Source organism: Acidiphilium sp. MT5 (genome assembly GCF_054767495.1).
Genome location: NZ_BAABMR010000004.1, coordinates 204,113 through 222,258 on the forward strand (window position 1 = coordinate 204,113; position 18,146 = coordinate 222,258).

The 18,146-nt window shown below is 59.4% G+C and carries 28 protein-coding genes; 2 read left to right on the top strand and 26 right to left on the bottom strand.

Translation table 11 applies throughout. The features are described 5' to 3' along the window. Window positions 1-115: 115 nt before the first annotated feature. Together pheS and pheT are read left to right on the top strand one after the other, a co-directional pair. Window positions 116-1,189: a phenylalanine--tRNA ligase subunit alpha gene (pheS, locus tag ACYUCQ_RS06415; protein ID WP_460253684.1), complete on the top strand. Its 1,074-nt coding sequence runs from the start codon at window positions 116-118 to the stop codon at window positions 1,187-1,189. Then, a complete protein-coding gene (gene pheT / locus ACYUCQ_RS06420; protein ID WP_460253685.1) occupies window positions 1,186-3,714 on the top strand; it encodes a phenylalanine--tRNA ligase subunit beta in 2,529 nt (842 codons plus the stop codon). Before pheS ends, pheT begins: the two co-directional genes overlap by 4 nt. Window positions 3,715-4,033: 319 nt before the next feature. On the opposite strand, the gene rplQ is transcribed toward pheT, so the two are convergent. From rplQ to rplC, 26 genes are all read right to left on the bottom strand, one after another. Beyond that, the gene (gene rplQ / locus ACYUCQ_RS06425) at window positions 4,034-4,471 is read right to left on the bottom strand and encodes a 50S ribosomal protein L17 (RefSeq protein WP_460253686.1); all 438 of its coding nucleotides are present in this window, start codon (window positions 4,469-4,471) and stop codon (window positions 4,034-4,036) included. 60 nt (window positions 4,472-4,531) lie between these two features. Next, window positions 4,532-5,551, bottom strand: a complete 1,020-nt coding sequence (locus ACYUCQ_RS06430) for a DNA-directed RNA polymerase subunit alpha (protein WP_460253751.1) — start codon at window positions 5,549-5,551, stop codon at window positions 4,532-4,534. 121 nt (window positions 5,552-5,672) lie between these two features. Continuing rightward, window positions 5,673-6,065, bottom strand: a complete 393-nt coding sequence (gene rpsK, locus ACYUCQ_RS06435) for a 30S ribosomal protein S11 (protein ID WP_460253687.1) — start codon at window positions 6,063-6,065, stop codon at window positions 5,673-5,675. Window positions 6,066-6,170: 105 nt separating this feature from the next. Continuing rightward, the gene (rpsM, locus tag ACYUCQ_RS06440) at window positions 6,171-6,548 is read right to left on the bottom strand and encodes a 30S ribosomal protein S13 (RefSeq protein ID WP_460253688.1); all 378 of its coding nucleotides are present in this window, start codon (window positions 6,546-6,548) and stop codon (window positions 6,171-6,173) included. A gap of 227 nt (window positions 6,549-6,775) precedes the next feature. Beyond that, on the bottom strand, window positions 6,776-7,444 hold the full coding sequence (locus tag ACYUCQ_RS06445; RefSeq protein WP_460253689.1) for an adenylate kinase: 669 nt from the start codon (window positions 7,442-7,444) through the stop codon (window positions 6,776-6,778). After that, complete coding sequence (gene secY, locus ACYUCQ_RS06450; RefSeq protein WP_460253690.1) at window positions 7,441-8,784, bottom strand: preprotein translocase subunit SecY; 1,344 nt, start codon at window positions 8,782-8,784, stop codon at window positions 7,441-7,443. Before secY ends, ACYUCQ_RS06445 begins: the two co-directional genes overlap by 4 nt. Window positions 8,785-8,926: 142 nt before the next feature. Then, window positions 8,927-9,415, bottom strand: a complete 489-nt coding sequence (rplO, locus tag ACYUCQ_RS06455; protein ID WP_460253691.1) for a 50S ribosomal protein L15 — start codon at window positions 9,413-9,415, stop codon at window positions 8,927-8,929. Then, a complete protein-coding gene (gene rpmD / locus ACYUCQ_RS06460) occupies window positions 9,415-9,603 on the bottom strand; it encodes a 50S ribosomal protein L30 (RefSeq protein WP_460253752.1) in 189 nt (62 codons plus the stop codon). Before rpmD ends, rplO begins: the two co-directional genes overlap by 1 nt. Window positions 9,604-9,616: 13 nt before the next feature. Continuing rightward, complete coding sequence (rpsE, locus tag ACYUCQ_RS06465; RefSeq protein ID WP_460253692.1) at window positions 9,617-10,195, bottom strand: 30S ribosomal protein S5; 579 nt, start codon at window positions 10,193-10,195, stop codon at window positions 9,617-9,619. A gap of 10 nt (window positions 10,196-10,205) precedes the next feature. After that, window positions 10,206-10,568, bottom strand: a complete 363-nt coding sequence (rplR, locus tag ACYUCQ_RS06470) for a 50S ribosomal protein L18 (RefSeq protein ID WP_460253753.1) — start codon at window positions 10,566-10,568, stop codon at window positions 10,206-10,208. Next, window positions 10,568-11,101, bottom strand: coding sequence for a 50S ribosomal protein L6 (gene rplF / locus ACYUCQ_RS06475; RefSeq protein ID WP_460253693.1), 534 nt, complete (start codon window positions 11,099-11,101; stop codon window positions 10,568-10,570). The genes rplR and rplF overlap by 1 nt, the downstream gene beginning before the upstream one ends. A gap of 12 nt (window positions 11,102-11,113) precedes the next feature. Further along, window positions 11,114-11,512, bottom strand: a complete 399-nt coding sequence (gene rpsH, locus ACYUCQ_RS06480; protein ID WP_460253694.1) for a 30S ribosomal protein S8 — start codon at window positions 11,510-11,512, stop codon at window positions 11,114-11,116. Between the two features lie 13 nt (window positions 11,513-11,525). Next, on the bottom strand, window positions 11,526-11,831 hold the full coding sequence (gene rpsN, locus ACYUCQ_RS06485; protein ID WP_460253695.1) for a 30S ribosomal protein S14: 306 nt from the start codon (window positions 11,829-11,831) through the stop codon (window positions 11,526-11,528). Between the two features lie 87 nt (window positions 11,832-11,918). After that, window positions 11,919-12,479 (bottom strand): 50S ribosomal protein L5, encoded by a 561-nt coding sequence (rplE, locus tag ACYUCQ_RS06490; RefSeq protein WP_460253696.1) that lies wholly within the window; start codon window positions 12,477-12,479, stop codon window positions 11,919-11,921. 11 nt (window positions 12,480-12,490) lie between these two features. After that, window positions 12,491-12,811 carry a 50S ribosomal protein L24 gene (rplX, locus tag ACYUCQ_RS06495; protein WP_460253697.1) on the bottom strand — a complete coding sequence of 107 codons (321 nt, stop codon included), beginning with the start codon at window positions 12,809-12,811 and terminating at the stop codon, window positions 12,491-12,493. A gap of 1 nt (window position 12,812) precedes the next feature. After that, window positions 12,813-13,181 carry a 50S ribosomal protein L14 gene (gene rplN / locus ACYUCQ_RS06500; RefSeq protein ID WP_460253698.1) on the bottom strand — a complete coding sequence of 123 codons (369 nt, stop codon included), beginning with the start codon at window positions 13,179-13,181 and terminating at the stop codon, window positions 12,813-12,815. 1 nt (window position 13,182) lies between these two features. Continuing rightward, window positions 13,183-13,461: a 30S ribosomal protein S17 gene (gene rpsQ, locus ACYUCQ_RS06505; RefSeq protein ID WP_460253699.1), complete on the bottom strand. Its 279-nt coding sequence runs from the start codon at window positions 13,459-13,461 to the stop codon at window positions 13,183-13,185. A 12-nt stretch (window positions 13,462-13,473) separates the two neighbouring features. Further along, window positions 13,474-13,680, bottom strand: a complete 207-nt coding sequence (rpmC, locus tag ACYUCQ_RS06510; RefSeq protein WP_460253754.1) for a 50S ribosomal protein L29 — start codon at window positions 13,678-13,680, stop codon at window positions 13,474-13,476. A gap of 16 nt (window positions 13,681-13,696) precedes the next feature. Further along, a complete protein-coding gene (gene rplP, locus ACYUCQ_RS06515; protein WP_460253700.1) occupies window positions 13,697-14,113 on the bottom strand; it encodes a 50S ribosomal protein L16 in 417 nt (138 codons plus the stop codon). Window positions 14,114-14,124: 11 nt separating this feature from the next. After that, on the bottom strand, window positions 14,125-14,802 hold the full coding sequence (gene rpsC / locus ACYUCQ_RS06520) for a 30S ribosomal protein S3 (protein WP_460253701.1): 678 nt from the start codon (window positions 14,800-14,802) through the stop codon (window positions 14,125-14,127). Further along, window positions 14,802-15,278, bottom strand: a complete 477-nt coding sequence (gene rplV / locus ACYUCQ_RS06525) for a 50S ribosomal protein L22 (RefSeq protein ID WP_460253702.1) — start codon at window positions 15,276-15,278, stop codon at window positions 14,802-14,804. Before rplV ends, rpsC begins: the two co-directional genes overlap by 1 nt. Window position 15,279: 1 nt before the next feature. Then, complete coding sequence (gene rpsS, locus ACYUCQ_RS06530; protein WP_460253703.1) at window positions 15,280-15,558, bottom strand: 30S ribosomal protein S19; 279 nt, start codon at window positions 15,556-15,558, stop codon at window positions 15,280-15,282. Window positions 15,559-15,560: 2 nt separating this feature from the next. After that, window positions 15,561-16,394, bottom strand: a complete 834-nt coding sequence (rplB, locus tag ACYUCQ_RS06535) for a 50S ribosomal protein L2 (RefSeq protein ID WP_460253704.1) — start codon at window positions 16,392-16,394, stop codon at window positions 15,561-15,563. A gap of 14 nt (window positions 16,395-16,408) precedes the next feature. Continuing rightward, window positions 16,409-16,690 carry a 50S ribosomal protein L23 gene (locus tag ACYUCQ_RS06540; RefSeq protein WP_460253755.1) on the bottom strand — a complete coding sequence of 94 codons (282 nt, stop codon included), beginning with the start codon at window positions 16,688-16,690 and terminating at the stop codon, window positions 16,409-16,411. A 101-nt stretch (window positions 16,691-16,791) separates the two neighbouring features. Further along, window positions 16,792-17,451: a 50S ribosomal protein L4 gene (rplD, locus tag ACYUCQ_RS06545; protein ID WP_460253705.1), complete on the bottom strand. Its 660-nt coding sequence runs from the start codon at window positions 17,449-17,451 to the stop codon at window positions 16,792-16,794. 11 nt (window positions 17,452-17,462) lie between these two features. After that, complete coding sequence (rplC, locus tag ACYUCQ_RS06550; RefSeq protein WP_460253706.1) at window positions 17,463-18,137, bottom strand: 50S ribosomal protein L3; 675 nt, start codon at window positions 18,135-18,137, stop codon at window positions 17,463-17,465. Between the last annotated feature and the right edge of the window lie 9 nt (window positions 18,138-18,146).

Here is an 18,146-nt window from a genome sequence, read left to right on the forward strand (position 1 = left end):
TTAATCGACTGATCGGCTCGGCCTGACTGAAATCAAAACGGCTTCCGGTTCCCCCGGAAGCCGTTTTTGTTGATGGCGTGTTGACTTTCCGCTGCCGCTAGGCTTCCTCCGCACCATGCAAGACCATCCAGAAACCATCCTATCCGAAGCTCTTGACGCGATTGGCGCGGCTGATGATGTGCGCGCGTTGGATGCGGTGCGCGTGGCGTATTTGGGCAAATCAGGGTTGGTGACCGGGCTGCTCAAGACCTTGGGCACCATGGCGCCTGATGCGCGGCGGGAAGCCGGTGCGACCATCAATGTTGTGAAAAACCGGGTTGCCGAGGCGATTGACGCCAAACGCGCGATTTTGGAAGCGGCGGCGCTGACGGCGCGGCTCGCTGCCGAGCGTGTGGATGTCACGCTGCCCGCACGGCCCGTGCGGCGCGGCACGATCCATCCGATCTCGCGCACCATGGAAGAATTGACGGCGTTGTTTGGCGCGATGGGATTTGTGGTGAAGGACGGGCCGGATATTGAGGATGATTGGTATAATTTCGGCGCGCTGAACGTCCCGGCCCATCATCCGGCGCGCGCGATGATGGATACGTTTTATTTGCATGCGGCGGGGCGCAATCGGCCCATGGTGCTGCGCACGCAGACCTCGCCCTTGCAGGTGCGCACCATGTTGGCCGAGGCGCCGCCGATCCGGATGATCTCGCCAGGGCGCACCTATCGGTCCGATCATGATGCAACGCATAGCCCGATGTTTCATCAATGCGAGGGCTTGGTGATTGATCGCGGGATTACGCTTGCGCATTTGAAAGGCTGCCTGGTGGATTTTCTGCGGGCCTATTTCGAAATCCCCGATTTGCGGGCGCGGTTTCGTTCGAGCTATTTCCCGTTCACCGAACCCTCGATGGAAATTGACATCGCCTGGGATCGTAAAACCGGCGCCATTGGCGGCGGGGATGATTGGTTGGAGATTCTCGGCGCCGGGATGGTGCATGCCAATGTGCTCGCCAATTGCGGCATCGATCCACAAGCGTATCAAGGATTTGCTTTTGGCATGGGGGTTGAGCGGATTACCATGTTGAAGCATGGCATTGCCGATTTACGGAATTTCTATGAGAGCGATGGGCGTTGGCTGAGCCATTATGGTGCCTCACCCTTGGCACCGGTCATGCTGCATGAGGGGCGTGGGCTATGAAATTTTCGCTCTCTTGGTTGAAGACGCATCTGGATACTGATGCGCCGATCACGGTGATCGCTGACACATTATCGTCAATCGGGCTTGAGATCGAAGCGATCGAGGATCGGGCGGCGGGCTTGGCACCGTTCAAAATCGTGCGGGTGATCGAAGCGGTGCAGCATCCGAATGCCGACCGGCTGCGGGTTTGCCGGGTGCAAACCGCCGAGGGCGAGGTTGGTGTGGTGTGCGGCGCGCCCAATGCCCGCACCGGCATGATGGCGGTGTTTGCGCCGCCGGGTTCGGTGGTGCCGGGTAGCGGGATGATCCTCAAGGTCGGCGAGATTCGCGGTGTTGCCTCGGCTGGCATGCTGGTCTCTGAGCGTGAATTAGGGCTGGGCGAGGATCATGACGGGATTATCGACCTGCCTTCCGACGCGCCGCTGGGCATGAGCTATGCCTCTTGGGCGGGGCTGGATGATCCGATCATTGAAATCGGGGTGACGCCCAATCGGGGCGACGGATTTTCAGTGCGTGGCGTGGCGCGCGATTTGGCGGCGGCGGGGTTGGGCACGCTGCGCCCCTGGTCACCCGCTCCGGTGATCGGCGCGGGGGAAAGTTTGATTGGCTGGCGCAATGAGTTCCCGGAGGCCTGCCCGCTGGTGGTGGGGCGCACGGTGCGCGGCGTGAAAAATGGCGAAAGCCCGGATTGGCTGAAGCGGCGCCTGACCGCAATTGGGCTGCGACCGATTAGTGCCTTGGTCGATATCACCAATTTCTTCACCATTGATTTAGGCCGCCCGCTCCATGTTTTCGATGCCGGTAAAGTCGCCGGGGGCGTGCTGACGCTGCGCCGGGGCGCTGCGGATGGCGAGCGGTTTGCCGGGTTGCATGGCAAGGAGGTCATCGCCGGACCCGAGGATTGTGTGATTGCTGACGCGCGGGGCGCACAATCGCTCGCTGGGATCGTTGGGGGTGAGGCGACCAGCTGTGATGTCGCAACGACCGATGTGTTCATCGAATGCGCTTTGTTTGATCGGGTGCGGATTGCGCTAACCGGCCAGCGCAGCGGGATTCACTCTGATGCGCGACAACGTTTTGAACGCGGAATTGATCCATCGATTTTGCCACAAGCACTGGATGCGGCAACGGCAATGATCATGTCGCTCTGTGGCGGCACGCCGAGTGACATCGTGACCGCGGGTTCGGAGCCGGCTTGGCCGCGAGATGCGGCGCTGCGTTTCGCCCGGCTCGAATCATTTGGCGGTCACGCGGTCGCGCCGGCCCGGGCCGTGGCGATTTTGCAAGGCTTGGGCTTTACGCCGCGCCGGCAGGATGCCGATCAAGTGGTGGTGGCTGTGCCGCCCTGGCGCAACGATGTCGCGGTAACGCGCTCGAATTACAGCTATGATCCGGCGATTTACACGGTGAATGACCCGGTCTCGATGCTTGATCCGGCGCCGGAATTATCCGCCGAGCGCGCGCAACAGGCCGCTGCCGGTGCGGCGGCGGTGGCGGCAGAGATCGATTTGATCGAGGAGGTTTTGCGCATTAATGGGTTGGATCAGATCGAGCCGGTTTCGTTGCCGGCCTGGTCCCCGGTGCCGCAGCCGACACTGACCGCCCGGCAAACCCGCACGATGCGCACAAGACGCGTGCTGGCCGCGCGGGGGCTGGATGAATGCGTGACCTTCAGCTTTGTGGCACAGGCGGTGGCAGCACAATTTGGCGCGGTGCCCGAACAATTGCGGGTGGCCAACCCGATTGCAGCTGATCTGGACCAGATGCGGCCAACACCCCTGGCAACCCTCGTCTTGGGCGCGCAGTCCAACGTCGCGCGCGGCATGGCGGATGTGGCGTTATTCGAGGTGGGCCCAGGATTCACCGATGCCACGCCATCCGGCCAAAACTTGATTGCCGCCGGTTTGCGCGTGGGGGCGAGGCCGCTCTCGTGGCTTGATGCTGATCGGACGGTTGATTTGTGGGACGCCAAGGCAGATTTGTTCGCGGTGCTGACCGAGCTGGGCGTGCCGCTAGAGTCGCTCAGCGTGACGGCGGGGGCGTCGGCTCATTTTCATCCAGGCCAGTCCGGCACCGTGCGCCAGGGGCCGAAAACCGTATTGGGCTATTTCGGCACGCTGCACCCCACCGTCACGGCTCGGTTTGATTTGCCAGCGCGCAGCGTTGGGTTTGAGCTAATGCTTGATGCCATCGCCGATCCGAAACGGCGACGCAAAGCAGCGCCCGATCTTTCGCCGTTGCAGCCGGTGCGGCGGGATTTTGCCTTTGTGGTCGATGCGACGGTCGCGGCGGAAACATTGATCCGCGCCGTGCGCGGTGCCGAACGCGCGCTGATCACCGATGTCACCTTATTTGATCGCTATGAGGGCGAGCACGTGGCGGCGGGGAAAGTTTCACTGGCCCTCGCGGTGACGCTGCAACCCCGCGAGCAGAGCCTAACCGATGCGGAAATTGATGCCGTTGCCCATAAAATTATTGCCGCCGTCAGCAAAGCAACTGGCGGCGTGCTTCGCAGCGCTGCGTAGATGCCGTTTGGACCCGATAGGTTGGCGCAGATCGCGATTGGTTGAGGTTGAAGCGACGGTTTCAACATCAACCAATGGAATTGGCCCGCAATCACGGTCTGAACAAGCGACCTATCGGGGTCTTGCGGAAATTACTGCTTTTTCTTGTCTGCATAGAGACCGCAGCCATATGCCGCATATGCGACGTCCACGAAAATACCTCATCAGGAATAATTATTGCGCAGCGACAGCGCGCAAACGCCGACGCCCCCAGTTTGACACTGAGGGCGCGATGATAGAGCGCAAAATTTTTCCGCGTCTACCCGCCGTCGGGCGGGGATCAGGCGGCGGCGGCTTCGTCGGCCTCGTCGTCAGCCGCGACAACCTGCTTGGGCCCGCTATCAAGCCCCTTCGCCGCGGGGTCACGATCAACAAGTTCGATGATCGCCATATCCGCCGCATCGCCATAACGCATGCCGGCTTTCAGCACGCGGGTATAGCCACCAGAGCGGGTTTTATAACGCTCCGCGATGGGGCCGAGCAGCTTTGTTACGATGATATCATCGCGCAGCGTGGCGTGCGCCTGACGACGGGCAGCGAGATCGCCCCGTTTGCCGAGCGTGATCAGCTTTTCGACCACCGGGCCAAGCTCTTTGGCCTTCGGCAGGGTGGTGGTGATCTGCTCATGCTTGAGCAGCGCCACCGCCATATTGCGGAACATTGCCGCGCGATGGGAGCTCGTTACTCCCAGCTTCCGTCCGGCCATACCGTGGCGCATCGTTCAGTCTCCAACTTTCAACAGCGTCCTTAACGGACGAAAAATAACGGGATGGACCGATCAAAAAGGCTGATCGGACCGCTTGACGAGGTCTTCGATGTTTTCCGGCGGCCAATCCGGTACTTGCATACCGAGGCCGAGACCCATCGTGGTGAGCACTTCCTTAATTTCGTTCAAGGATTTGCGGCCAAAATTCGGCGTACGCAGCATTTCCTGTTCGGATTTCTGCACCAGATCGCCGATATAGATGATATTATCGTTCTTCAGGCAGTTCGCCGAGCGCACCGACAATTCCAACTCATCGACCTTGCGGAGCAGATTGGGATTAAACGGCAATTCGGGCCGTGGCTCCTCAGCCCGCAGGCGGGTGGGCTCTTCGAAATTCACAAACAGGCTGACCTGATCTTGCAGAATGCGCGCAGCAACCGCCACGGCATCTTCGGGCGTCACCGCGCCATTGGTTTCGACCTGCAGGATTAACCGATCATAGTCAGTCACTTGACCAACGCGCGTCGGCTCAATCCGGTAGGCCACCCGGCGCACGGGCGAATAGATCGCATCAACCGGGATCAAGCCAATCGGCGCATCTTCCGGGCGATTGGCTGCCGCAGCAACGTAACCACGGCCGGATTCAACGGTGAATTCCATACCCAGTGTCGCGCCGTCATCAAGCGTGCAGAGCACGAGATCCGGATTCATGATTTCAATATCGCCGGTGACTTGAATTTGGCGGGCCGTGACTTCACCCGGGCCTTTGGCCGTCAGGCTCAGCCGCTTGCTGCCTTCACCCTGCATGCGCACGGCAATTTGCTTGATGTTCAGCACGATGTCCGTCACGTCCTCGCGCACGCCGGGGATCGCCGCGAATTCATGCAACACGCCATCGATACGCACCGCCGTCACCGCAGCGCCCTGCAGGGACGACAGCAAGATACGACGCAACGCATTGCCGAGCGTCGCGCCATAGCCGCGCTCCAGCGGCTCTGCGACAATGGTGGCGCTGCGCGAACCATCGTTACCCGGCTCGATCTCGAGCCGATCTGGCTTGCGCAACGATTGCCAGTTGCGCTGTAAAATCAGATGCGTGTCTCTCACCGTCAAATCCTCCGCTCGGGCGTTGTCGACCAAGACCCCAGCCATTCAAACATTCGCAGCTACCATCGAAACCGGATTTGCACCCGGACCAATGGCCGAAAACCAATTAGACGCGACGACGCTTGCGCGCGCGACAACCATTATGCGGGATCGGCGTCAGGTCGCGGATGGCCGAAATGGAAAACCCGACCGACTGCAGCGCCCGCAAGGCGCTTTCCCGCCCGGCACCGGGGCCACTCACCTCGATCTCGAGCGCTTCCATACCGTGCTCACGTGCTTTGCGGCCAGCATCTTCAGCCGCAACCTGAGCAGCATACGGCGTCGATTTACGGCTGCCTTTGAAGCCTTGGCTTCCGGCGGACGACCATGAAATAGCATTGCCTTGCGCGTCGGTGATGGTCACCATCGTATTATTGAAGCTGGCGAGCACATGAGCGACGCCGGAGCTGATGTTTTTGCGCTCTTTGCGGCGGGGGCGAGTGGTGGCTGGCTTGGCCATGAAAAATCCTGTGTCTGTTAAAGAGGGCGGCCCCTTGAGCCCGCCCCGAAATCCATCCGGAGTGGTTCCGGCAACCGAAAAACTGGCGAACGAAAAAACTAACCCTTAGCGGGTCACCTTCTTTTTGCCAGCAATGGCCACAGCCTTGCCCTTGCGCGTGCGTGCATTGGTGTGCGTGCGCTGACCGCGGACCGGCAGGCCCTTGCGATGACGCAGGCCGCGATAGCATCCGAGATCGACCAGCCGCTTGACGTTCATCGCGACTTCGCGCCGCAAATCACCTTCGACGCGGTAATCACGGTCGATCAATTCGCGGATTTTCATGATCTCGTCGTCCGAAAGCTGGTTAACCCGCTTCTCATCCGGGATACCGAGCGTCGTGCAAATTTCACGAGCCTTGCTGGGACCAACGCCATATATATAGCGCAGGCTGATCAGCACGCGCTTATTCGAAGGGATATTTACGCCGGCAATACGCGCCACGCTTGCAACTCCTAGTTCTCGGGCGGCCGCGCCGCGTCGGGATCGGTGATCGGGTTAAACGAAACTCCAACCGCACTGCAAACACCTGATGGGCGCGAATGAACGCCCATTCGGATTATCGCAAAACTGATGGAAAGCGCAGCACCCCCGTGAAGGGGCGCCGTTGAGTGTCATTATCGCTCGGGGGGAACAGAGTCAATCGAACGATATCAATTTTTCGTGATGACCTATGCGGGCACCGCAATACCGACCTGACGAAGGATTTTTTCGATCGCAGCGGTAACCTCCTCCATCGGCGCCATGCCATCAAGCGTATGAACAAGGCCGCGCGCCGTGTAGAACGGCAAGATCGGCGCGGTCTGCTCCCGATAGGCGGCGAGCCGACGCCGCACGACGTCCGGGTTATCGTCTGGGCGATGGGTGAATTCGTGGCTTCCGCACTTGTCGCAGACACCTTCTTTGGCCGTCGGGTGAAAACTGCGATGATAGCCAGCGCCGCATTTTGCACAGGCAAACCGTCCGGAAATCCGGGCGACCAACGCCTCCTCATCCACTTCGAGCACGATCACCGCGTCTAAATGCCGGTGTGAGGCGGCGAGCAGATCGTTCAGCGCTTCGGCTTGCGGCACGGTGCGCGGAAAACCATCGAGTATCATGCCATGTGCGCAATCCGGCTGGGCTAAACGCGCCCCCAGCATGCGGATCAAAATATCATCGGAAACCAATTGCCCGGCATCCATCACCGCCTTGGCTTCCAGACCAATCGGCGTGCCCCCGGCCACTTCGGCACGGAGCATATCACCGGTTGCAATATGCTTGGCGTGATAGCGATCCTCTAAAATTTTCGCCTGGGTGCCTTTACCCGCCCCCGGCGGCCCTACCAAAAGAATATTCATCGACCGCGTGTCCTTCCTCTGCCTTTTCGAATCAGCCCCTCATACTGATGTGCCAGCAGATGGGACTGTACTTGGGCGACCGTATCCATGGTCACCGAAACGATAATGAGCAACGATGTGCCGCCAAAGTAGAACGGAATATCATATTCGCCAATAAGAAACTCTGGGATCAAACAGACGATGCACAGATAAATCGCGCCGATGGTGGTCAGCCGCGTTAGCACCGTGTCAAAATATTTTGCCGTGTTGGCGCCTGGCCGAATGCCGGGCACGAAACCACCATATTTTTTCAGATTATCGGCCGTTTCCTCCGGATTGAAGACCACCGCCGTATAGAAATAGGAGAAAAAGATGATCAACGCGGCATATAAAATCATATAGCCAGGCTGGCCATGCGAAAGCTGGCGCGCCAGAAATTGCAGCCAGCCGGGGCCGGTGCCTTTAGAGAAGCCGATGATTGTGGCCGGGATCAAGAGCAGCGAGCTTGCAAAAATCGGCGGAATCACCCCCGACGTGTTCACTTTCATCGGCAAATGCGACGAATCGCCGCCAAACATCCGGCTACCCACTTGGCGTTTGGGATATTGCACCAGCACCCGCCGCTGGGCGCGCTCCATAAACACGACGAAGGCGATCACCAGCAGCGACACCACGAAAAAGCCGATGACGAACACCGTGGATAGCGCGCCGGTCGCACCGAGTTGCAAAATCCCCGCAACCGCGCCCGGCAACGCCGCGACGATACCGGAGAAAATGATCAAGCTGGAGCCATTGCCAATGCCGCGCGCGGTGATTTGCTCGCCCAGCCACATCAGGAACACGGTGCCACCGACCAGCGTAATCACCGTGGTAAAAATGAAAAACGGCCCGGGATCGACCACGGCAGGGCCAACCGAGCTGTGCAAACTCTCAAGCCCGATGGAAATGCCATAGGATTGCACCAAGGCAATCAGCACCGTCAGGTAGCGCGTGTATTGATTAATCTTTTGCTGGCCGGATTGCCCCTCCTTTTTAAGGGTCTCCAAGCTTGGAACCGCCGCCTGCATTAGCTGCATGATGATCGAGGCCGAAATATACGGCATGATGTTCAAGGCAAACACCGTCATCCGCCCCAGCGCACCACCGGTGAACATGTTGAACATGCCCAACACGCCGCCACCATTTTGCGCCATCAGATGCGTCATCACCGTAGCATCGATGCCGGGGACCGGGATATAGGTGCCCAGACGAAACACAATCAACGCACCGAGCGTGAACCAGATACGCTGCTTGAGCTCGGTCGCTTTCGCGAAGCTGCCGAGATTCATACTCGAGGCAAGTTGCTCTGCCGCCGACGCCATGGACTTCTCCTGAACATTTACCCGCCGCTCACGCGGTCGGACCGCACAAACATCAACGGCGCCGAGCAGATTGCTGAACGCAACCTATTTCGGCGCCGCTCGATGACTATCATGTGGCGCAAACCGCGTCACGGCAAGAGGCTCAGGCTGCAGCCTCAGTCGCCTTGGCTGCAATGCGCGTCGTTACCGAACCGCCGGCCTGCTCAATCGCGGCGATCGCACTGGCTGAAGCGCCAGAAACTTCGATGGTGACTTTACGGGTGATTTCGCCGCGTGCCAGCAAACGAACACCGTCCACCTTCTTGCCACCATACAGGCCCGCCGCCCGCAACACGGCTTCGGTGATCGGCTGCCCCGCATCAATCTTACCAGCCTCAATCGCGGCCTCAAGCTTGCCGAGATTGACCGCCGCAAATTCCTTGCGATTGCGATTATTGAAGCCACGCTTCGGCAACCGGCGATAAATCGGCAGCTGACCGCCCTCGAACCCGTTGAGCGAAACGCCTTCGCGTGCCTTCTGACCCTTAACACCCTTACCGGACGTCTTGCCCTTACCGGAGCCAATGCCACGGCCCAGCCGCTTGGATTTCAGCCGTGAACCAGGATTATCACGCAGTTCGTTCAGTTTCATTACGCCAGTTCCTCGACCTTGAGCAGATGCGCGACCTTGCGCACCCGGCCCAGCACTTCCGGTGTCGCCGTGAGTTCACGGCTTGCATGCATGCGGCGCAGCCCAAGACCAATCAGCGTCTCGCGCTGACCCGGCCTGCGCCCAATCGGCGAGCCGGTTTGAGTGACCTTCACCCGCTTGCCGGCCATCGGCTCAAAAATATCAGGCATCGACGTGGGTCTCCTTGTCGCGCTTGCCGAACAAATCGGCGACTTTTTTGCCACGACGCGCCGCAACCGAACGCGGGCTGGCACAATTGGTCAGCGCATCGAACGTGGCTTTCACCATGTTGTGCGGATTGCGGCTGCCGAGCGACTTGGCGACGACATCGCCAATGCCCAGCGTCTCGAATACCGCACGCATCGGCCCGCCGGCAATAATCCCGGTGCCTGCCGGTGCCGCGCGCAACACGACATGACCAGCGCCGAAGCTGCCTTCGACATCGTGGTGCAAGGTGCGGCCCTCGCGCATCGGCACGCGGATCATGCCGCGCTTGGCGCGCTCAGTCGCTTTGCGGATCGCTTCCGGCACTTCGCGCGCCTTGCCCGCACCGTAGCCAACGCGGCCCTTTTGATCACCGACCACCACCAATGCTGCAAAGGCGAAACGACGACCGCCCTTAACCACTTTGGCGACGCGGTTGATGGTCACCAACTTATCGATCAGCTCATCGCCATCGCGGTCGCGCTCGCGTTCACGACCCCGACCTTCGCCCCGCCCGTCGCGTGGTTCCCGTGCCATGCCCTACTCCTTAGAAATCAAGCCCGCTCTCGCGAGCGGCTTCAGCCAGGGCCTTGACCCGACCATGATAAATATAGGCGCCGCGATCAAACACGACTTGGGTGACCCCAGCCGCCTTCGCGCGTTCGGCCACCAGCTTGCCCACCGCAGCCGCCGCTTCCCGATCAGCACCGGTGCGCAATTCCGTGCGCAACCCCGCATCGAGCGACGACGCTGCCGCCAAGGTGCGACCAGCGGTATCGTCGATCACTTGCGCATAAATATGCTTGCCAGACCGAAATACCGACAAGCGCGGGCGCCCACCAGATTTTTTGCGGAGTTGATAGCGCAGCCGCAGCCGACGACGCGCTTCCTTGTCGCGAGTTGAACCCATCATTTCTTTTTGCCTTCCTTGCGCCGGATCGCCTCGCCCACAAATTTCACGCCCTTGCCCTTGTAAGGCTCAGGCGGACGATAGGCGCGGATTTCAGCGGCGACCTGACCGACCAAACGCTTGTCGACACCTTCGATCTTGATCAATGTCGGTTTTTCGCAGCTGATCTTGATGCCCTCGGGAACCGGGAACACCACATCATGCGAAAACCCAAGATTCATCACCAAATTCGGACCCGTCACAGCAGCACGAAAACCGGTGCCGGTGATTTCCATGGTCTTGGCATACCCTTCGGACACACCTTTAACCATGTTGGCCACCACCGCCCGGGTGGTGCCCCACATCATCCGGCCCATGCGCTCATTGCCGCGCGGCTTGACCGAGAATTTACCATCCTCAATCTTTGCCTCGACCGCATCATGGATCGGCGTTGTGAGAACGCCCAACTTGCCCTTCGCGGTCAGCACGCCACTCGCGATGCTGACATCAACCCCTTTCGGGATTTCGACCGGATATTTACCAACCCGTGACATCTCGATCGCTCCTTAGAAGACCCGGCACAGCACTTCGCCACCAACATTGGCGGCGCGCGCTTCAACATCACTCATCACGCCACGCGGGGTTGACAGGATCGACACCCCCAACCCGGCATAGACGCGCGGCAACTCGCGGATTTTGGAATAAACCCGCCGGCCCGGACGCGACACGCGGTGGATTTCCTTAATCACCGGCTCGCCTTCGTTATATTTCAGCTCGATCCGGAACTGAGCCACGCCGGGGCGCAGCTCCTCCTTGGCGAAACCGCGAATAAAACCTTCGCGCTTCAACACATCAAGCACATTCGCGCGCAGATGGGACGCCGGCGCAACACATGCCGCCTGACGGGCCCGCTGGGCGTTACGGATACGGGTGAGCATGTCACCCAAGGGATCGGACATCGACATTGCAGATCCTCGCTTACCAGCTTGCCTTGACCATGCCGGGAATCTGCCCAGCACTGGCAAGATCACGCAACGCGATGCGGCATAGTTTGAATTTCCGATAATTGCCGCGCGAACGCCCGGTCAATTCGCAACGCAACCGCACCCGGCCCTTCGCGCCATTGCGCGGGAGCTGAGCGAGTTTCAACGTCGCATCGAACCGATCTTCGACCGGCAACGTGCGATCCATGACAATCGCCTTCAACGCGGCACGCTTGCCGGCATCGCGCTTGGCCATCTTCGCCCGCATATTATTCCGATTGACCTGAGAGGTCTTCGCCATCGTTTCTATCCTCCGGAACCTGCCGGCATCACCCGGCGGTTTTCCATAAACGCGTGTATCTCTGTCGAAAAACTCAAAACTTACCGCTCAAGATGCGAAAGGCAGGTCAAAACCCTTGAGCAGGGCCTTGGCCTCAGCATCGCTGCGCGCGGTGGTCACGAACACGATGTCCATGCCGCGCGTTGCGTCCACCTTGTCATAGGCAATTTCAGGGAAAACCATCTGTTCCTTGAGACCCATGGCAAAATTTCCGCGCCCATCAAACCCTTTACCTGCCGGCAACCCGCGAAAATCGCGCACGCGCGGCAATGCAATAGTGACCAGACGGTCGAGAAATTCATACATGCGCTCACGGCGCAGCGTCACCTTACAGCCAATCGGCAAGCCCTCGCGGATTTTGAAGCCCGCGATCGCCTTCTTCGCGACCGTCTTCACCGGTTTTTGCCCGGCAATCAAAGTGAGTTCCGCGACCGCCGCATCCAACTTTTTTTGGTCCGCAGCCGCTTCACCGACACCCATATTGATGACGATTTTCTCCAGCTTCGGCACCTGCATCGGGTTGGTGTAGCCGAATTCCTTTTGCAAGGCTGGCTTCACCACCGTCTCATAATGGGCCCGTAGCCGGGTTACTTCACGTGTCTCGCTCATCACTGTCACCTTCAGCCGTCAATCACCGAGTCGCTCCGACGAGCAACTCGAACCTTGCGACCATCCTCAAGGGTGCGGAAACCAACCCGGGTTGGCTTGCCAGACTCCGGATCGATCAACGCCACGTTCGACAAATCGATCGCGCGCTCGCGCTCGATAATGCCGCCAGGCTCACCCATGCCCTTCGGCTTGGTATGGTGCTTCGCCAACGCAATACCCTGCACAACGGCACGGTTGGCTGACGGAATCACCCGCAAAACCTCACCCTGGCGGCCCTTATCGGCGCCCGAGATCACCACGACTTTGTCGCCCTTACGAATACGTGCCGCCATGTCACAGCACCTCCGGCGCAAGAGAAATGATTTTCATGAATTTGCGCGCACGCAATTCACGGGTCACCGGCCCAAAGATACGCGTGCCGATCGGCTCCATCTGTTTATTGATGAGCACCGCAGCATTCCGATCGAACCGGATCACGCTGCCATCAGCCCGGCGCACGCCATAGGCGGTGCGGACGATGACGGCTTGATGCACGTCGCCCTTTTTCACCTTGCCGCGCGGGATCGCGTCTTTCACCGACACCACGATGACATCGCCAACTGAAGCGGTCTTACGCTTCGAGCCGCCCAACACCTTAATGCATTGGACCCGGCGAGCCCCGGAATTATCGGCAACGTCCAGATTGGATTCGACGATAATCATGTCAGGCTCCCTGTGATGCGGCGTCAGGCTGAGCAACCAGCGCCGCGCCGTTCCGCTCAGTGACCGTCCAGGTCTTGCGCTTGCTGATCGGCGCGCATTCTTCAATGCGAACCTGATCGCCAATGGCGCAAATATTGGCCTCATCATGCGCCGCATATTTCTTGGAGCGGCGAATAAACTTCTTATACAGCGGATGCATGACGCGACGCTCGACAAGAACCGTGACGGTCTTGTCCATTTTGTCGCTCACGACCCGCCCTGTCAGGACGCGTTTCGGCATCGATCGAACCCCTCAAGCCTTCACGGTCGAGCGCGCACGCTCGGCCAAAATGGTCTTCACTCGCGCAACCGATCGCCGAACCTTGCGAATCTGGCTGGTATTCTCTTGCTGGCCGGTTGCCCGCTGAAAGCGCAGATTCAACTGCTCGCGCTTCAGATCCAGCAACAACGCCTCGACCTCATCGGGGGTTTTCACCCGAATATCGATGGCTTTGTTCATCTCGCCCTTGCTCATGTCAGGACTCCCCGATCCGGGTAACAATTTTGGTGCGAATCGGCAGCTTCGCCGCGCCGAGCGTGAGCGCTTCGCGCGCAATCGGCTCTGCAACGCCGTCGATCTCAAACATGATCCGGCCCGGATGGACGCGGGCAACCCAAAACTCAGGGCTACCTTTACCCGAACCCATACGGACTTCCGCCGGCTTGGTGGAGACCGGCAAATCCGGGAAAATCCGGATCCACACGCGGCCAGCACGCTTCATTTGACGCGTGATCGCCCGGCGAGCCGCCTCGATCTGACGGGCTGTAATCCGCTCCGGCTCCAAGGCCTTCAGGCCATAGGCGCCAAAATTAAGTTGCGTATTCCCCTTGGCTAGGCCGTGAATGCGGCCTTTATGGGCTTTGCGAAACTTTGTGCGCTTGGGTGACAACATATCCTATCTCCTCAGCGCTGCGGCGCCTGTTCGGCGGCACGACGATCTTGCGCCATCGGATCATGCGCCATGATCTCGCCCTTAAAGATCCAAACCTTCACGCCGCATGTGCCATAAGTGGTCATGGCGGTCGCGATCCCGTAATCAATGTCGGCACGCAGCGTATGCAACGGCACCCGGCCTTCGCGATACCACTCAGCGCGCGCAATTTCAGCGCCACCAAGGCGGCCACCGCAATTGATCCGAATCCCTTGCGCACCCAACCGCATGGCCGACTGCACCGCACGCTTCATGGCCCGGCGGAACGCAACCCGGCGTTCAAGCTGCTGGGCAATGTTTTCGGCCACCAAAGTCGCGTCGATTTCCGGCTTGCGAATTTCAACAATGTTCAGCGAAACATCCGCCTTTGCCATCGTCGATAGTTCTTTTTTCAGCGCATCAATGTCTTGGCCTTTTTTGCCGATCACCACGCCCGGACGGGCGGCGTAAATGGTGACGCGCGGCTTCTTGCCGGGACGCTCAATGATGACTTTCGAAATGCCCGCGCCGGACAGACGCTTGCGCAAAAACTCACGCAATTTAAGATCGTCATGCAACAGCGCCGCATAGTCTGTGCCGGCATACCAGCGACTATCCCAGGTGCGGTTGATGCCGAGCCGAAGCCCGATCGGATTAACCTTGTGACCCATTACGCTTGCGCCCCTATCGTTTCGGCGGGTTGAGCTGCAGCAGCCTTGGCCGTTGCCGCACCAGGGCGCTTGCGCCCGGCGGCACGCCGCTCGGCTTTGGTGAGAATATCGCGCTCGGCAACCACGATCCGTAAATGGCTGAACCATTTTTCCACCCGCGCCGCCTTACCACGGCCACGCGCCTGGAACCGGCGCATCACCACGCCACGGCCAACATCCGCTGTCGTGACCACCAAACGATCAACATCGAGCTGATGGTTATTCTCAGCATTCGCGATGGCGCTTTCCAGCACCTTTTTGACCTGCTGGGCAATGCGTCGTTTACTGAAGGTCAGCGACGACAGCGCGCTGCCCGCCGGCAAATTACGGATCGACGCCGCGACCAAATTCAGCTTGCGCGGGCTGACGCGGATATTGCGCAGCACGGCTTCCGACTCGGTTTCCGCCAACATGCGGGGGTGATTGGGTTTGCTCATCTTAGCCTCGCTTCGCCTTTTTATCGGCCGCGTGGCCGGAGAATGTGCGGGTTGGCGAGAACTCCCCGAATTTATGACCCACCATATTTTCGTTCACCTGCACCGGCAGGAATTTCTTGCCATTATAGACCCCGAAGGTGAGGCCCACGAATTGCGGCAGAATCGTCGAGCGGCGCGACCAGATTTTGATAATCTCGTTGCGACCGGACGCCCGTGATGCCTCCGCCTTGCCCAACAAATACCCGTCCACGAACGGGCCTTTCCATACTGAGCGTGCCATGATTAGCCCTTTCCGCTCTTGCGGCGACGGATAATGAGATCATCCGTCCGCTTATTGCCGCGCGTTTTGTAGCCCTTCGTCGGTTTGCCCCACGGCGTGACCGGATGACGACCACCGGACGTGCGGCCTTCACCACCACCCAGCGGGTGATCGACCGGGTTCATCGACACACCACGGTTATGCGGACGACGACCCAACCAACGATTACGACCAGCCTTGCCAAGCTGCTGGTTCGAGTGATCCGGATTTGACACCGCACCAATCGAGGCCATGCACTCACCACGGATCAAGCGCAGCTCGCCCGACATCAGCTTGACCTGGGCGTAACCCTGATCCTTGCCGACGAGCTGAGCAAATGTGCCCGCCGAACGCGCCATTTTGCCACCGGCGCCCGCCTTCAACTCGATATTATGGATGATTGTACCAACCGGAATCGCCGCCAGCGGCATCGCGTTGCCCGGCTTGATATCGACCTTCACGCCGGAAACCACCTCATCGCCGACTTTCAGACGTTGCGGCGCCAAAATATAGGCCAGCTCACCATCGGCATATTTCAGCAGCGCCAAAAACGCTGAACGGTTCGGGTCATATTCCAAGCGCTCCACCACGGCGGCAACGCCATGCTTCCGGCGCTTGAAATCCACGATGCGGTAAGTGCGCTTATGTCCACCCCCCCGGAAATAGCTCGTGGTGCGACCATGATTATTGCGCCCGCCCGTGGAATGCTTGCCTTCGGTCAATCCCTTGACCGGCTTGCCTTTCCACAACTCGCTCCGCTCGATCAGAACGGTGCCGCGAAGGCTGGCCGTGACCGGTTTGAAATGCTTAAGTGCCATGTGTCAGCCCTGCCTCACGCCAGACGCGCTGTGAAATCGATCGACTGACCTTCGGCCAGCGTCACGAACGCTTTTTTCACATCCGAACGCACGCCCGGACGCCCTTTGAACTGCTTGGTCTTGCCCTTTTGCACCAGCGTATTCACGCCGAGCACCTTGACCCCAAACAAACCCTCAACCGCAGCCTTGATCATCGGCTTCGTTGCCTCAAGCGAGACCTTGAACACAACCTGGTTGCGCTCAGACAACGAAGTTGATTTCTCGGTAATCACCGGGCCGCGAATAATATCGAACATTTTCTCGCGGGCGATGACCAAGCCCGGCGCGGGCTTATTGCCACGCGGTGCCGGTTTGGCTTTTTTGGCACCCGGCTTGCTATCGAGTTGTGCCGTGTTGCTCATGCGGCGTCTCCTGCAGCGCTCGTGCCTGCGGCAACTGGCTTGCCATCGAGGCGCGCGGTCAAGCCTTCGAGGCCGGCGCGGGTGATCACCAGAACATCGTGATGCAAAATGTCATAGACATTGGCACCCACCACCGGCAGCACGTCGATGCCGATAATGTTACGGCTGGCGCGGGCAAAACCTTCATCGACCACGTGATCGACCACCAAAGTCTTGCCCCAACCGAGCTTTTTCAGCTTGCCATTCAGTTCGCTGGTCTTCGAGACACCTGCCACGGTATCGAGCACGATCAGCTTGCCATCGCGCGCTTTTTGCGACAGGGCCGAAATCAACCCAAGGCGACGAACCTTTTTATTCAGCGAGTAACCGTGATCGCGCACGACGGGGCCGTGAACCACGCCACCGGTGCGAAATTGTGGCGCGCGCAAACTGCCTTGACGCGCACTACCTGTCCCTTTTTGGCGGAACGGCTTTTTCGTGGTGCCCTGCACCTCGCCCATGCCCTTGGTTTTATGCGTGCCAGCCCGGCGCTTGGCGAGTTGCCAATGCACCACGCGAGCCATGATATCAGGGCGCGGACGGGCGCCGAAATAAGCTTCCGGCAAAATCGCTTTGCCCGCTTGCGCTGCATCCAGCGTTGTGACGTCGATTTCCATCACGATTCTCCTTACGCCTTCAACGCAGCGGGATACGCCGCATCAGCCGGACGGGCACGCTTGATCGCGTCACGGACCAACACATAGCCTTGTTTTGCACCCGGCACGGCACCCTTGATCATCAACAGGCCGCGCGCCTCATCAATCCCGGCGATTTCGAGATTCATTGTGGTGATCCGTTTATCACCCAAATGACCCGCCATTTTCTTGTTCTTGAAGGTCTTGCCCGGATCCTGACGATTACCGGTCGATCCCAAGCTACGATGGCTGATCGACACACCATGCGAGGCTTCGAGACCGGCAAAATTCCAGCGCTTCATGCCGCCGGCAAAGCCCTTACCCTTGCTGATGCCCGCAACGTCAACTTTCTGGCCAACCACGAAATGCGCCGGCGACAAAACTTGCCCTGGCTCCAAAATCGCGTCGTCAGCCACCCGGAATTCGACCAGCTTCATCGCCGGCTCCACCTTCGCCTTCGCGAAATGGCCCTTGTTGGGCCTGGTCACGTTTTTCGTCTTCGCGTGGCCATAGCCAAGCTGCACCGACACATAGCCGTCCGACTCGACGGTCTTTGCCGCCACCACCCGCACGTCATCCATGTGCAGCACGGTGACCGGCACATGGGTGCCGTCATCCTTGAACAACCGGGTCATACCCAGCTTTTTCGCGATTACACCGGTACGCATCACATTACT

Bases quoted from the DNA above. Each gene is read 5' to 3' on its own strand.
- rplN (WP_460253698.1), bottom strand. From the start codon at position 13,181: ATGATTATCGTCGAATCCAATCTGGACGTTGCCGATAATTCCGGGGCT.
- rplP (WP_460253700.1), bottom strand. From the start codon at position 14,113: ATGTTGTCACCCAAGCGCACAAAGTTTCGCAAAGCCCATAAAGGCCGC.
- rpsC (WP_460253701.1), bottom strand. From the start codon at position 14,802: ATGGGTCACAAGGTTAATCCGATCGGGCTTCGGCTCGGCATCAACCGC.
- rpmD (WP_460253752.1), bottom strand. From the start codon at position 9,603: ATGGCCGGCAAGCGGGTGAAGGTCACTCAAACCGGCTCGCCGATTGGG.
- ACYUCQ_RS06540 (WP_460253755.1), bottom strand. From the start codon at position 16,690: ATGTTCGATATTATTCGCGGCCCGGTGATTACCGAGAAATCAACTTCG.
- rpsS (WP_460253703.1), bottom strand. From the start codon at position 15,558: ATGGCACGCTCAGTATGGAAAGGCCCGTTCGTGGACGGGTATTTGTTG.
- rpsN (WP_460253695.1), bottom strand. From the start codon at position 11,831: ATGGCGAAGACCTCTCAGGTCAATCGGAATAATATGCGGGCGAAGATG.
- rplQ (WP_460253686.1), bottom strand. From the start codon at position 4,471: ATGCGCCACGGTATGGCCGGACGGAAGCTGGGAGTAACGAGCTCCCAT.
- rplC (WP_460253706.1), bottom strand. From the start codon at position 18,137: ATGCGTACCGGTGTAATCGCGAAAAAGCTGGGTATGACCCGGTTGTTC.
- rplX (WP_460253697.1), bottom strand. From the start codon at position 12,811: ATGGCGGCACGTATTCGTAAGGGCGACAAAGTCGTGGTGATCTCGGGC.
- rpsQ (WP_460253699.1), bottom strand. From the start codon at position 13,461: ATGCCGAAACGCGTCCTGACAGGGCGGGTCGTGAGCGACAAAATGGAC.
- rpmC (WP_460253754.1), bottom strand. From the start codon at position 13,680: ATGAACAAAGCCATCGATATTCGGGTGAAAACCCCCGATGAGGTCGAG.
- pheS (WP_460253684.1), top strand. From the start codon at position 116: ATGCAAGACCATCCAGAAACCATCCTATCCGAAGCTCTTGACGCGATT.
- rplR (WP_460253753.1), bottom strand. From the start codon at position 10,568: ATGGGTTCAACTCGCGACAAGGAAGCGCGTCGTCGGCTGCGGCTGCGC.
- rplD (WP_460253705.1), bottom strand. From the start codon at position 17,451: ATGGAAATCGACGTCACAACGCTGGATGCAGCGCAAGCGGGCAAAGCG.
- rpsE (WP_460253692.1), bottom strand. From the start codon at position 10,195: ATGGCACGGGAACCACGCGACGGGCGGGGCGAAGGTCGGGGTCGTGAA.
- rplE (WP_460253696.1), bottom strand. From the start codon at position 12,479: ATGAGCGAGACACGTGAAGTAACCCGGCTACGGGCCCATTATGAGACG.
- rpsH (WP_460253694.1), bottom strand. From the start codon at position 11,512: ATGTCGATGTCCGATCCCTTGGGTGACATGCTCACCCGTATCCGTAAC.
- pheT (WP_460253685.1), top strand. From the start codon at position 1,186: ATGAAATTTTCGCTCTCTTGGTTGAAGACGCATCTGGATACTGATGCG.
- rpsK (WP_460253687.1), bottom strand. From the start codon at position 6,065: ATGGCCAAGCCAGCCACCACTCGCCCCCGCCGCAAAGAGCGCAAAAAC.
- ACYUCQ_RS06445 (WP_460253689.1), bottom strand. From the start codon at position 7,444: ATGAATATTCTTTTGGTAGGGCCGCCGGGGGCGGGTAAAGGCACCCAG.
- rplF (WP_460253693.1), bottom strand. From the start codon at position 11,101: ATGTCACGGGTTGGTAAATATCCGGTCGAAATCCCGAAAGGGGTTGAT.
- rplV (WP_460253702.1), bottom strand. From the start codon at position 15,278: ATGAGCAAACCCAATCACCCCCGCATGTTGGCGGAAACCGAGTCGGAA.
- secY (WP_460253690.1), bottom strand. From the start codon at position 8,784: ATGGCGTCGGCGGCAGAGCAACTTGCCTCGAGTATGAATCTCGGCAGC.
- rplB (WP_460253704.1), bottom strand. From the start codon at position 16,394: ATGGCACTTAAGCATTTCAAACCGGTCACGGCCAGCCTTCGCGGCACC.
- rplO (WP_460253691.1), bottom strand. From the start codon at position 9,415: ATGAAACTGAACGAACTGCGTGATAATCCTGGTTCACGGCTGAAATCC.